This window comes from Rhizobium aethiopicum, from assembly GCF_014197535.1.
GTDB classification, from domain to species: domain Bacteria; phylum Pseudomonadota; class Alphaproteobacteria; order Rhizobiales; family Rhizobiaceae; genus Rhizobium; species Rhizobium aethiopicum_A.
Window position 1 is genome coordinate 28334 of sequence record NZ_JACIFV010000037.1, and the last position, 13506, is coordinate 41839.

Here is a 13506-nt window from a genome sequence, read left to right on the forward strand (position 1 = left end):
TGAAGTTCTCCTCCCGAGAAAAGGATCAGGCAACCTTAGACCGGGCTGCTGATGACTGTTGGATCTCCTCAAGAATCGGCAACAGATACTTCCGGAACTCGCTATAGTCCTCAGTAACGGGAAAATGTCCGAGCTTTTCCATTGTCCAAAACTTGGAGCCTTTGACCAGGTCTGCAGCAATCTTGGTATCGGCCGGGGACGTGTTTGGATCGTATTCGCCCGTGAGGAAGTATAGCATACATTTCGACGTATCGATTTTGCTGGCTTCTTCTGGCGACACATCGTGGTCGTAGTAGTAGTAATAAAGATCACCCGCGAAGATTCCCGGTCCACCGCAGCTGTATTCCCACTGGATTTCACGGACATTCGCTTCTGGCGAGTACGGTGAGATATTCAGCATCATCGCCGCACCGATGGAGGTGCGATTGACGTTTGGATTGTCGAACTCCCTGCGGATGCCAGCCATACCGACGTCGACGTACTCCGCCGCCGAGCGCAACGCACCTTCGACCGAGATCGTGGCGCGGAAGTTGTCCGGATAGTTCGATGCCAGGTCGATCGCGAGATGGCCGCCCATGGAGCTGCCCAAATAAACGGGGCGGTCTAGGTCGAGCGCTTTTGAGAGTTCGAGCTGGAAGTCCATCATGAACTTCTTGGTCATGTTGTATTCCTTCTCCCACCAGCGAACGCCGTAGGGGGGAAGGGACTTGCCGTGATACGGCAGATCGAACGCGATGACGCGAAAATTTTTCGTCACGTCGGAATCGCAAAGCATATGACGGTATTGGCGACCGTCGGACCCTGCCGTATGACCGACGAGAAGCGGAATCCCCTGGCCCGCTTCTTCGTAATAGACGCGGTACTCGATACCTTCTACGGTGAGATAGAGATAACGGCCGATAATGGGGTCAAACTTGGTCATGCTGCTGCTCCTTCAGAACGGGCATTGCGCATCAGGGTGGTCATGCGGTTGAGAGCAGGCAGATACGCGAAGGTTTCGTTGTTACTGCTAAGGTAGAGGCCATGCTTGATGTTTGATGACTGCAAGCACTGATAAAACGGCAAGGGTTTGTGCTGAAGCAGCGCCTCCCACTGTGAACCGGTCCCGCGTATGACGATAGTGCACTTGTCGTCGTCGTATTCGGCCTCTTCCACCTTTAGCAACGTACCGTCCTCGAAATGAAGCGCTACACTGCGGGTAGGGAAATCGCATTTTAATATACCGTTAAGATAACGAGTTTCGCGCTTGAACTCGAAATCCTCCCGCACGAATTCTATGAATTTCTTGAGATCTATCGCCATTTTAGGCTCCTCCCTTGTTGATAAGCGCTGAGAACTCCGCGCATGTTGTACATGCCCCCTCACGGGACAGCACATTCTCAAATGCCCATTTCGGTGAATACTTCCTGGGCATGCCTGAAACTGTCGATGCCTGCTGGCACACCAACGTAGATAGCCACCTGAAGGAAGATCTCCTGGATCTCCTGTTTCGTAACACCGTTGTTGATGGCGCCGCGGATGTGGCCTCTGAGCTCGTGCGGTCGGTTTAAAACCGCTATCATTCCAAGGTTGAGGATCGATCGAGCGCGACGGTCGAGGCCAGGTCGGTTCCAGATATTGTCCCAACAATACTCGGTGACGAGTTCCTGCATCGGCCAGGTGAAGTCGGTCGCCTTTCCGAGGGCCGCATCAACGTAAGCGTCCCCCATCACCTGCCGACGAGTAGCAAGTCCGCGCTTGAACTGCTCCGATGGAGCTGTTCGCTCGCCGGCCTTAGACCCCTTATCTTTCCTGTCCAAAGTGGCCATTGGGTTTCGCTCCCTTCATCATATTTGACAGATTATCAGACAATTTTCAACTGTCAGTTTGGCGTAGTTTTTCGCGGTCAGGCCTGATCTTTCACGAACTGCGCAATTTTCGTATGGTCGACATCGGGGCCTAAAGCATGCCGAGCAGCATCCCAGGCATCAGCGGTACCGGCCAATGTCGGCAGCTGGAGATTGAGCGCCTTCGACAAGTCCGCTGCAATCCTAATGTCTTTCGCCATAAGCCCCAAAGCAAAACCAGAGCCAAAAGTCTCCGAGAGGATGAACTGCTTCATCTTCACTTCTGTTGCGTTGTTCTTGCCAGACGACGAGTTGAGAATATCGACGATCGTTCTAGGATCGAGACCAAACGTTCGGCCAAGAAGAACGCCTTCGATAGCTGCCAGAACCCCGGCTCCCGATACGAAATTGTTGATGGCTTTCATGGCGTGCCCTGAGCCGATCGGGCCTGTCCTAAAAATCTGGCCGCCCATGGCGCACAGGATGGGATCAGCTTGATCGATATCGTCAGAAGCACCGCCTGCCATGATAGTAAGAGAGCCTTCGACGGCTCGCTTCACTCCGCCTGACACGGGAGCATCGACCAGCCGCAAGCCCTTCTGATGCAAGCGCTCTGCGAGCTCACGAGTATCATTGGGCGCCGATGAGCTCATGTCGATGACAAGCGCGTCAGCACTCAGGGATTGCCAGGCCCCATCCTTGAAGAGCGCGTCTTGAACAACCTTGCCGTTGGGAAGCATGGTAACCGCAACATCGGCCCCATTGAATGCTTCCGCTACCGTCTCTGCCGGAACGCCGCCGACGGCCGCGAACCTTTCCCTAGCCTCGGCCGATAGATCAAAGCCAGTGACTTCGAATTGAGCCGACAACAGATGTTGTGCCATCGGCCCGCCCATTGCGCCGAGACCAATAAAGGCGACGCGCAGATTTTTTCGTGGTGACAACGTCCCGCTCCCGAATGTGAGGCAAGCACAATCAGCTACCTCCGTTAGTGAGGAGTAGTTAACGACCTATCAGACAATCTGTCAATCGGAAAATTCATGCTTGGGCCGGCGCGCCCTCGCTACGACGCCAATTTTGCCGTCGCTTCTTCAATCACCTCACTTAAAATGACGTGCAAGCAGCACCCATCTTATCGTCCGATGGACACCAGAGAGGTTGTTGCGTTGTCAAAAGCACCGTGCCTGAAGGATTTAATTACACCGGCCACCTCCAGCATCAGACAATCTGTCAATTTTCGGAAAATCTTATGGCATCAGCCTGAGGTGTTGTTGCGCAGGTACTCGAGTGCGACTTTCGCAGCCATATCAATGTGGTGCTTACAAGCGGCCGCAGCCCTGGGTCCGTTGCGATTTTGGATCGCTTCGGCAATCTCTTTGATTTCTGCAATGCTATGTTTGAGGCGCCCCGGTTGTGTCATCGAAGTCATGCGCAGAAGATTGATCCGGTTGTGCAGCGATGTTAGCATTTGCCTGACGAAGACGTTTTTGCTGCCATCCATCAAGCAGTCATAGAAGGCGTTTTTGGCAGCGATGAGCCTGTGTCCCACGCCGCTTTCCGCCGACGCTTCGAATTCTCTAACGGCATCTTGCAAAGTGGCAATATCTTCCGCCGTTCCATTTTCGGCGAACTGCTGACCAGCAAACCCCTCGAGCAGCGCGCGGACGGTGTAGAGCTGAGCGGCCTCCTCATAGGTTATGATACTGACAACTGGACCCTTGTGGGGGAAGCTTGTGATCAATCCCTCTGCCTCAAGCTGCCGAAGCGCTTCACGGACGGACGTGCGACCCACGCCGATCATTTCGCAAAGCTCGCGCTCGACGAGCCTTTGCCCCGGCTTGAACTTGCCCGTCGCAATAGCCTGTCTGAGCCTTTCTTCGACTTGCACTCGAAGAGAGGCATTTTGCCGAGCGACCTGCAGCTCCACATCTACCATGATCAATGTCCTACGTAGCACTAATGAATTTGAGCTAAATATATGGCTGCTTCGCGGGGAACTTTCAATCAGATTGTCTGATGAGCGGTCATTAGCAACTATTCTCGAGGATTGAGCCCGCTGTGTAGAGGTCGGCTTCCCGATCCATGAGGAACCGATCGGTTGGCGCGCCATAAGTGGAAATTCTAGTCCAAATGGCCTAGTTCAATTGGTGTCCTGATGGCCGACAATGTCCGCCCGCCGATTTCTCAAAACCAGCCACGTTGCGACCCTGATCGACGAGGTGTCCACGGTCACCGACACCACCGCATCTTCCAGGAGCACCCGTTCGACTAACGGCCGGGTGCAGCTTGGCAATCGGCAAAAGCCGCATCAGCAGACGATAGTGGTTCCGATCGCGCCTCCGGTCCGGAGGCGGCATCGATCTTGAGCGCCTCAAGATCCGCCATCTTTCTTCGCCTGCCAGCCTGGCTCGTACTTGCGCTATCCGCAATTCCCATTCTAACCACTTTTCTCTCTGACCATCTCTCTTGAAAAATTGTAACCTTCGTGCTACATATCTAGTGCAATCTGTAGTGCGAAGGTGACAAATTCCGACACCTCACAACCCTCCGGGTGCGGCGCGCGCTGCGCAAACTGGGCGCAGACATCCACGTCGACGTCGCCGCCTGCCTATGGCGGTAGTAGCCGAACGTGCCTTCACCTCACGCTCAACGCTTCAAAAGATCGAGGCCGGCGACACCAATGTCAGCATCGGCATCTATGCAGGCGTCCTCCAGGCACTCGGCCTGCTAGATGGGCTGAGCCAAGTCGCCGACATCGGTGACGACAGCGTCGGCCAGTCTCTGGCCAATGCAGAGTTGCCCAAGCACGCTCACCCAAGGCGATCACCGGGATCGTCACGCGATGGCTGATTTCGAAGTTCATCTCGACCTTCACGGCCGCACACGTCCCATCTGGCCCGGAGCAATCGCGCCCGTGGTGCCGAAACAATCGTGTTTGAGTATGATCGTGCCTGGCTCGAGGACCCGGGCCGCTTCTCGCTGCAGCCCGCTCTAGCTCTGAGCTGGGGAGAAAAATCACGGCTTTCTGTGGCTCAATAAAGCCAGCTGGTCGTTGTCCCCTGCCTATGACCTCAATCCAGTGCCTACGGATGTCAAGGCGCGCGCGCTGACGACAAACATTGATCTTGATGAAGGCACCTGCTCCCTTGACCTGCTGGAAGAACCTGCAGGGCTCTACGCCCTAACGCTCGCCGAGGCTCGCGCGATCATTAAGGAAGTCGCGACACCGCAAGGTGGCGCGAGACCGCCAAGGCGGTCGGTGCGCGGTCAGCCGAGATCAACCGTATGGCCAGTGCGTTCGATCACGATGATTTGCAGCGAGCGCCAGCCCTATGACGAGAGCCTTCCTCCACAGTTTCAATCCGCCCTCTGCCGGCCCGATCACTGAACCGGATTACGGCATCGTTGCGTTGTAAAGGACGGATGTCCAATGGCAATTTTCCGATCTGCGGTCCTGGCTGGATTTGCGATGGAATTGTTTCAAGCGCCTCCGTGACCAACGAGCGAAAACCAATAATTATGTGATTCGGTGAGATCGAGACGCTACTCTACGAACAAACTATGTCACTGCCAGCGGATCCTCAATCACATCGACGATCGATGGCTGGCCAAGCACGTCCGCGAAGCGCTGTAGCATGGCAACAGTACTCGATGACATCTCCGCCCTGGAGCCCGGGATATAGCAAGCGGCTGCATAAGCGAGTTGCCGTTGCCTCGGTTCCGTTAGCAACAGCGGCAGCGTCTCGATTGCTTGCTCCGGCTCAAAGGTGACGATAGCCGTCTGCACGCGAGTGATTTCGGCCAAATGATCAGCGCTTAGTGAGCGGAAGGGCTCGTCCTCGGTCAGCACCCGTGACCAGCGCGCCAGGCGGTCGCGTCGGATCCCGCCACGATCGCTCACCAGGAGTACGACCATACGGATGATGGCATCGGCGAGTCCGCCGATCGCGATCCTCCTGAGCGCATTGGCGATGTCCGGCTGCCATCTCATATCGTCAAGTGTCGTCCCTTTGCGGTATGCTTCGTGGGGATTGTCAAAATATCGCTGCCAAGGGTTGTTCCAGATCATGTGAAACGCGAGCTCATAACCCATGTCGCGCCAGTCGCGCATGACCACGATCGCCTGTTCGACAGCCTTGAAATAGAGCGCTTCCGCAGCCAGGAAAGGATTTTCCGCTGCTGCGTTCGCCCGGGAGTTCCGTACCTGCTCTGAAATTGACTTATAGCCAACCATGATCGGATTCTGAGAAGACAGCAGCGATCGCTCCAGCCGCTTTGGATGGAACATTCGGCTGGCGTCTGCTGAGATGTCTGTGACCGCGGCCTGCACAAAGGGGCGGGCAACTGTGTGATAGATCTGCGCTTGCAGTTCAGAGACGCGGGCGACGGCAGCGAAGGGACCTCCATCGTCATGGCCGTCGTTAAACTCACGGATATTCTCGAAGGTGCGCTCGATCAGTTCAACACTATAGCTCTTGTGTCCAGCATCTTCTTGAATGTCCGTGATGCGCATCTCGTAAAGGCCAGGCAACAACGCCTCAATTGCCTCGAGCGTGCTTGCAACCTCATTGTATTCTTTGTTGATTACTCTCGAGGAAACGAATGTACCGAGGTGACCGACGTCGTTGTGTACCATATAAATAATGTGCTGGCCGAGAAGGCGGATTTCCTCCTCGTTGTCATAGATTTCGGGGATCCAATTCAGCGCCTGCTGCGGCGGCGTTACATTGTCGCCATGACTGGCAAATATGATAATAGGCGCCCTGATCTTCTTAAGGTCGAAATGCCGCCGGTCCGGCTCCCCATACGCCTTGTTGTGCGCCAGTCGATTACCAACAAAGAGGTGCTCAACTATCCAGCGGATCTCGTCTCCCCGCATCAGGCAGAAGCCGCCCCACCACTTCTCAGCCTTAAGGAAGGCTTCGCTCGCCGCATCCACATCTCGGAACAGTTCGACATACTTCATGAATAACTGGCGCTCGGGATTGAGCGTTTCGAAATTCTGTACGAGATGGGCGCCGTCGAAGATGCCTCCGCCCAGATCTGACAAAAACATGGTTATCCAAGCTCCCCCGAAGAGGCCCGCCATGTAGCGGAGGGTATTTTCGCCGATATTTCCCGAGGTAGGTGTCACCGGCGATCCGTTGAGGATGATCGGGCCAGCTAAGTCGAGATTTGTCGCAACCATCAGAAGGGTAGCCCAGCCAGCTTGGCAGTTGCCGACTACGACTGGAAGGCGGGCAAGCGGATGCAGGCGCATGACCTCACGAACAAAGGCCGCTTCCGCATACGTGACATTAGAGAGATACTGCCCCCCCTCTGGCTCTCGGCGGAAGGACACCAAATAAACCGGGTGACCTTCCCGGAACGCCACGCCGACCTGGCTGTCTTCTTTGTGGCCACCGACGCCGGGACTATGTCCGGCGCGCGGGCAAATGATTATGAAGGGGCGCTTCGTGTCATCGACGTTAACACCTTGGGGCGGGATCATTCGAAGTAACACGTAATTGGATTTCAAGGGCAGATCGTTTCCATCCATAACTGTCTCGTAGTCGCAGAAGAAAACCGGCGGACAGCCTGCCGCTTCATGTTCGAGGAAGATGTCGCCGCGCTGTCGGAGAAGATCCATGCACAATATGGCGCGCTCACTAGCGTCGCGCAGGTATTCCGCCCAAGCGTGGCCCAAATTCCCATTGCCGTGCACCTCGCGTAGACTCTCGGCAAGACGTTCGGCCTCAGTAAAGAGCTTTCCCTGGCGGGTAGAGTGGGTGTCGCACATGACTTGCACGCGGCGCAATAAGGCAACCTGCAGAATTTTAGCGGTTTCAGCGCCCGCTGCCGCCAAGCGTTGGAACATCGGGAATAGACTTTGGGTCACTTGGCTGTCCAGTTCCGTGGATGGCGCTTCAATCCACCGGAGCGGGTTTAGAGATGTAAGAATATCCGCCATCGTTTCAACTCCTCTATGGTTATGATCCCGTACGCATACATACGTGCCAGATCGATCGTGCTTCCGTCTGGCGAGGTGCTCGGTAGGCAATGCCGACGCCTAGGAAAGCAGTTTGACGACTTCCGACCCCAACGAGTTACCGCCGCATTCATCCCCTGCAATGTCTATGCCAAGCACTGGGTCAGCCAGCTACGCCGGGAGAGGGGGCAGCAAGCTCGTCGCCAGGGAAAGCCACACAAAGTCTTCATTCAGCCTGGATCAGCAGTTTCTCCCAGCTCGTTGGAGACTATCGGAGGACAGGAGGTGATGGATTCGCCTGCGGTGTGGGATCCCACCAACTAGGATGTTTCAGCGGCCGTCCGCGTGGCTTTGGTTGGGGCTAAGGCTGGTGGTGGCACGGTTATAGACGATGCCTTCTGTCTGACGCTCACCGATGACGGCAGTCTTCATCCGGTCGCAAAGCACTCCCGCGGAGCGCCGCCGAGAGCCTCGAAGGCCGCGATGTGGAAACGCAGGCCGGTCATCTGATGCATGACGAAGCGTGCCCAGATGGGACGGCTATGACCCGGCACTATCGTGAACAGCCAGATGATCCTCGGCGCCAGTTAAAGTGCCGACCGCGTGACACCGCCATTTTCGCTGGCGTTAGTGTTGGTCAGGTTTACAGCAGATCACCGATAACAGTGGACAGGTTAAACGGAACGATTCCGATCTCACCACGCGGCATCCTGTCGAGCAAGTCGACCGTGCGGGCAAAGGTTTCGACTTGCTGAAAGGCGTAATCAGGGTCGAGCCGGTCCAAGCCTCCGCCCGGCAAGACCTGGCAAAGATAGTCCGGTATCGGACAGCTTGATATCGTCGGAATTCCTGATGCGTATAATGGCTGTCCTTCGCCCAACATCACCTGCGCCGCCGCTGGGGCGACTATCAGCGCGCGTACCTTTTTGCGCCCGCGTGCGGCAGCGATGTACACGTCACTCATCGACTTATTACTGGTATAGATCAAATCGAGTTCCGGCTTCCCGGTGGGCGCGGGGTGCCCTTTTGCAAAGTCATCTCGCCACTCGGTACATCCAAGATGCTCAATCGTAGCTCCTGCAACGGCTTTAGCATGGCCGGGTTTGCCGTCCCACAATTCTGGATGCATTTCGAGCCAGGTCGCCGTCGCCTGATTCCCGTGGCGGCCGAACTGGGGAAGCTGGAAATGACCCGTGACGAGTACGAAGACGAGGCTCCGGTTGCGGGCAGATTTCGGTAGCGAGGAGAAATAATGCGCCAGAGCGAGTACCCCAGCACCGCCGTTCTCTTCGCACGCATTAGGTCCATCGGTGTGGGTGTTGATGATGATTGTCTCAAGCAGGTTGCAGCCCGGCAAAACCGCATAAATCGTATCGGTCGCAACGTCTTCCAACGTGCCATCCAAGGTCAGGCGACCGCTCAAACCGTGCTTGCTCGCGGCTTTGATCCGCTCTCCTTCAGATTGCGCCACCCATATTGCAGGTAAGCCCCAATACGGTGTGGTGAATGGCAGCACCTGCCCCTTCAACTGCACTTCCGAGACGCCTTCGAAAATGCAAACGACGGCTAAAACCCCTGCTTCACGCGCCTTGTCGATCGGTACGCCAAGCAAACCGGTGATAAGCGGCGTGGTTACGGCTTTGGGAAAGTCTATGCCTTCCGGCAGGCTGCCGCGTCGATTGGTCACCAGTTCGAGGAATGCCGCCAGATCCCGACGCTTTACCGTCACCACCGCAATTTTGCCGCGGGCTTTCTCAAACGCCTGAACCCGACCGTTGAAAAGAACCATCTTACCCGAGATACCGCCGGGAGGTGTAAGCCCGGAATACGGGAACGGCGCCGCTACCTCAATTACTTCACCATTTGACAGTTTGAACGCGGTGGTTCGTGGCATCCACCGGCGCATCGTGAGTTGATCGCGCTTCACCTCAAGGCCCATCCCTCTCAACTCACCAGCAAGATAATCGATTGCCCGTGCTTGCGCCGGGCTGCCGGTCAATCGGGGGCCGAAACTGTTGAGCCTTTTGATCCAACTCCAAAGTTTCCGCTGATCAGGGAGTGCGGGGATGGACGGCTTTCGCTGCTCACTGAATCCGGTGCTGGGAAAAGCCGGGAATACGATCCCGGCGAGAAGAGCAGTGAGCCCAACAGTCGAAAAATCTCTTCGTTTCAAGACTAACCTCCGCGCCTCTCTATCACGAATGGAAGCGATACCTATGGCCGCACGCCGCCCGTGTCCTTGCAAATCCAGTGCCATTAAAAGCACACGTCTAATCTTCAGTTTTGAATTGAACGCGCAGTCTGAATCGGTTTTGGACCGCGTGCGAAGTCAATGCAGCTTTCGGACAGACTCCGCGCAAGCATCTGAAGTGGTTGAAGAGTCACTTTACTGATCTAGGAACGCGTCGTTGGTTCAATGCCTTTAAGAGCGACTTTATCTTGAGCCTAGTCTCGGGTCGGCCAAAAACCTTTGCCTGCTTGCAGACGACCATCAGTCGCCGAATGCAGCGGCAAGACTGTAAACTGTTGACCACGATAGGCGCTGCGCGTTGGACCTTTGTCACAACAACCTATCAAAACCCTCTATTTTATCCGGCGGACTTTCATTGCCGCCAAGGTTCTGGAGCTAGCGGCAAATCAGCCCCGACTGCCAATCTATTCAATGCTAGCGTCGCTGATAGTGATGCTGGCGCCCGAACCGCCGCCTGTTTGAGGCTCCAGCCGGATAATGACGGTCTGTGGCTGACGGCAAGACGGGTCATCGGGCAAGGGAAACCCAAATCGTTGAGGCTTTGCCCCGTCCAATACCGAAAACGCCTTGTTCGGAAAAATACCAAACCTACCAATTTCGCGAACGTTACTGCCGCAGTCAAGCGAAACGACCGTCGTCACTGGTCCTGAAGTCGACGGTTCATAACCAGTGACAGTAAGGACGACCCGCGCACTGGTATCAACCGATGAGTGGACTGCTCTGCTCGATATGGTTATCGTCGCGGGCTTACTGGTCGTTGCCCGCATGTCGCTCTCGTTAGCTTGAACCGGGCTGACGATGCGCAGCATCGATAATGCCGCCGCACGAATAGCGATAAGCACCCAACGATGATAGCGCATCGATGTCTCCACAACCCAGCCAGTCCGGATGTTAGGCGGACACTATGGCTATTTCTAGCTTTGCGGGCTCTACGGCGCCGGGTTTGCCCGCTCCCGATCCGACAGGAATGAGCTGCAGGTCGATGGCCTCGCCATCCGTCTGCCCCCTTCCGCCGTAAACCCGCTGGATCGCGTCCGTCAGATCGAGGACGAAGGATGGTTTGCGATGATGGTCGCCGTCATGACCGAGAACGGCGAAAGAACCGACGTAATGGGGATCGGTGACGGGCGTATCGGCCTTAAGGTCGTTCTTGCCGAGAAACACCCGAACGCTGGTCGTGCTGGCACTGGTGATCTCGACATCGCGCAGGAATGCCAGCACACGAGGAGCGGAGGCCGCCTGCTCCTGTGCCGCGCCGAAATCCATTGTATCCATGCCGGATGGCAGAGGCGGTTGGCGGACGATCTCCTGCAATGCGCCCGCCGGGATCTTGATCGGCAGCGAAAGCGGCACGTTTTCCGTTGCCGCCTTGCTGTTGTCCGTGGAGGTGGTCGTCACGCCGGCGATTGCAGCATCGGTCGCCGTCGCCGCGATCACGGACGTGAGTTTATCGTTCAGGGCCAGCGTTTTGGCGCTCGCCGCCGCGACCTTGAAGTAGGTCCGGAAACCATAATTGTATCCGAGTTCCTCTGGAACATAAAGGTCAGAGACCTTCGGGGACCAGAAGTTGCCGTCGACATCGTAGAAATTGTCGGTGAACGGCATGTCGGCCCAGAGTCGATCCGTGCTGTTGGCGTTGCGCAAATTCCAGGTCGCCCAGATGCGGTCGATGTTGCAATGATGCATGAAGAAGATCGGATCGCGGGGCGACGACATTTCCGGCATCCAGCCACCGATATTGTTGTGCACCTGATTGTGCGGTGTGTATTCCAGCGCCCCCTGCGTGCCGCTGCTGGTGGTGACCCAGGAAGGATCGAGTGAGTTCTGTCCCTCGGGGCGGGTGGTGCCGAAGACCTCGTATGGCTTCGCCGTTAGGATGGTGTTGAGAACCTGTGGCCCAACTATATTGTCCGGCATCGGCTGCGTGATTGGCCAGGTGCGCGACGAAACATAAAGTGGATTGTCCTTGCCGTCGGGCGTCTTTTGCATTGTGAACACTTCGGGCAGGTACGGATTGTCGGTCCAGTCCCAGAACGGCATAGCGAAATCGTTGTTCTTGGTCACGTGCCGAACGATGCGCTCGTACATAGCCGTATAGGCCCTGTGCCACGGCAGGAAATACCAGTTGCCATGCGGGCAGTATTTGACGACGTCACCGCTGCCGTGAATTTTCGAGAGGTTGACCCAGTTGAATTTGTCGCTGGCGGGAAGGGCGTTGAGAAGGCGCACTGCGTCGCGATAGGTCTCGATGATCGGGTCGTTCCAGGCCAAGCCCTGCAGTGAGCGCCGCCAAGGGATTGACGGTATCTGCGCGAAGGCTTTTGTCCCCGGTAGGCCGCTGGCGAGCAGGCCTGCTGCAATGACGCCACCCTGAACGATGACATGTCTGCGTGTGATGCTCATCTTACTCTCCCTTGGATTTGAATTGTCCTTCGCCAAGATTAATGCCGCTTTTAGGCCGGTTCCGCGCCGTCTGGGCGCGGGAGCAGTGGGCAATTCGCACCACCATAGAGCTTGCGTTGGCTCTTTCTGAGTTTCGGTGAATCGGCGGCACGAGAAATGAAGCAAGCGACGTGCCACTCGAAAATGCAGCGTAAAATGCGAGCTAAAAACGCTACTACCGATCGTATTCCTGCATTCCAGTTGGAATCCAGATTCCGGAAAACTTAGTATCGCATTCCATGATCGTTCGAGCGACGGCTTGCCGACCAGCCACGGCAAGCACGTTCGGTTGCGAAAACCTCAAATGATCAAGCTGAAACAGTTGTTCAGACCGGTGAGAGGGCCCAAGATGCTGAAAACGCCCTGTGCGACGATAGAGAAGCACGCATCTCGAACAGGCTTTCCCTATCGGACCCCCAGCAATGACGGAGCCGTAGCCCGCTCGCTCTCAAATTCAAAGCTGCGAAGCAGGCACCACTCCGTGGCTTGACGGGTGCGTAGAGCAGAGCGGGACAAACCGATTGTCGTGATCTCGACAAATGCGACAAAGGGCGGCGGCTGTCCGACATTTGCGAGAATAGCGGCGGGAACTCCGCGCGGGAACAACGGGCTCACCAAGTGATCCCACTTTCAGTCCCATTGTGCCCACTCATTCGGGCTTACTGTCGGACCCTATCGAGACCTCGCCGCAGCTGCGAAGCCCCACTCATATCCGTTTGAATTTGGCATCAAGGCTTGACGCTTGCCGTCCACACGGGGCAATTCGGGCAGTGTATTAGCCTGCTGTCCCGCTCGTTTCCTGACCCGACATCACAGCGGGGCAGGCTGATTTGGGGATCATCGCTCATTTGGGCCATGGTCTCAAGCGTCATATACCTGGCGCGTTGAACGGCCCATTCATCATTCTGTTCGAGCAGCAATGCACCGACGAGACGGACGATGGCTTCGTCGTTCGGAAAGATGCCGACGACCTCGGTGCGTCGCTTGATTTCGCCGTTGAGACGCTCAATTGGATTCGT

Annotated in this window: 10 protein-coding genes and 3 pseudogenes; 2 read left to right on the forward strand and 11 right to left on the reverse strand. The window is 56.2% G+C overall.

Going from position 1 to position 13506, the window contains the following annotated elements; all coding sequences use genetic code 11:
* Positions 1 to 25: 25 nt before the first annotated feature.
* The 5 genes from GGD53_RS29095 to GGD53_RS29115 all read right to left on the reverse strand — a co-directional run bounded on the left by GGD53_RS29095 (position 26) and on the right by GGD53_RS29115 (position 3762).
* The gene (locus GGD53_RS29095) at positions 26 to 922 is read right to left on the reverse strand and encodes an alpha/beta fold hydrolase (RefSeq protein ID WP_004668623.1); all 897 of its coding nucleotides are present in this window, start codon (positions 920 to 922) and stop codon (positions 26 to 28) included.
* On the reverse strand, positions 919 to 1302 hold the full coding sequence (locus GGD53_RS29100) for a hypothetical protein (protein ID WP_004668622.1): 384 nt from the start codon (positions 1300 to 1302) through the stop codon (positions 919 to 921). The genes GGD53_RS29095 and GGD53_RS29100 overlap by 4 nt, the downstream gene beginning before the upstream one ends.
* Before the next feature lie 77 nt (positions 1303 to 1379).
* Positions 1380 to 1808: a carboxymuconolactone decarboxylase family protein gene (locus GGD53_RS29105; RefSeq protein ID WP_004668619.1), complete on the reverse strand. Its 429-nt coding sequence runs from the start codon at positions 1806 to 1808 to the stop codon at positions 1380 to 1382.
* A 77-nt stretch (positions 1809 to 1885) separates the two neighbouring features.
* Complete coding sequence (locus GGD53_RS29110; protein WP_004668614.1) at positions 1886 to 2770, reverse strand: NAD(P)-dependent oxidoreductase; 885 nt, start codon at positions 2768 to 2770, stop codon at positions 1886 to 1888.
* 311 nt (positions 2771 to 3081) lie between these two features.
* Positions 3082 to 3762: a GntR family transcriptional regulator gene (locus GGD53_RS29115; protein ID WP_004668612.1), complete on the reverse strand. Its 681-nt coding sequence runs from the start codon at positions 3760 to 3762 to the stop codon at positions 3082 to 3084.
* A gap of 674 nt (positions 3763 to 4436) precedes the next feature.
* Here GGD53_RS29115 and GGD53_RS29120 point away from each other — a divergent pair.
* Both GGD53_RS29120 and GGD53_RS32335 read left to right on the forward strand, forming a co-directional pair.
* Positions 4437 to 4676, forward strand: coding sequence for a helix-turn-helix domain-containing protein (locus GGD53_RS29120; protein WP_008534330.1), 240 nt, complete (start codon positions 4437 to 4439; stop codon positions 4674 to 4676).
* Positions 4677 to 4836: 160 nt separating this feature from the next.
* Positions 4837 to 5162 (forward strand): annotated as a pseudogene (locus tag GGD53_RS32335) (HipA domain-containing protein); the annotation flags it as partial.
* Between the two features lie 223 nt (positions 5163 to 5385).
* Here GGD53_RS32335 and GGD53_RS29125 read toward each other — a convergent pair.
* From GGD53_RS29125 to GGD53_RS29145, 6 genes and pseudogenes are all read right to left on the reverse strand, one after another.
* The gene (locus GGD53_RS29125) at positions 5386 to 7776 is read right to left on the reverse strand and encodes a DUF3141 domain-containing protein (protein WP_114950527.1); all 2391 of its coding nucleotides are present in this window, start codon (positions 7774 to 7776) and stop codon (positions 5386 to 5388) included.
* 378 nt (positions 7777 to 8154) lie between these two features.
* A pseudogene (locus tag GGD53_RS32055) lies at positions 8155 to 8372 on the reverse strand (IS21 family transposase); the annotation flags it as partial.
* Between the two features lie 65 nt (positions 8373 to 8437).
* On the reverse strand, positions 8438 to 9967 hold the full coding sequence (locus GGD53_RS29130; protein WP_064812014.1) for a hypothetical protein: 1530 nt from the start codon (positions 9965 to 9967) through the stop codon (positions 8438 to 8440).
* A gap of 482 nt (positions 9968 to 10449) precedes the next feature.
* Complete coding sequence (locus GGD53_RS29135) at positions 10450 to 10905, reverse strand: hypothetical protein (protein ID WP_011053334.1); 456 nt, start codon at positions 10903 to 10905, stop codon at positions 10450 to 10452.
* Between the two features lie 31 nt (positions 10906 to 10936).
* Positions 10937 to 12448, reverse strand: coding sequence for a tyrosinase family protein (locus GGD53_RS29140; RefSeq protein ID WP_029875549.1), 1512 nt, complete (start codon positions 12446 to 12448; stop codon positions 10937 to 10939).
* Positions 12449 to 13305: 857 nt separating this feature from the next.
* Positions 13306 to 13506, reverse strand: a pseudogene (locus GGD53_RS29145) (transposase); the annotation flags it as partial.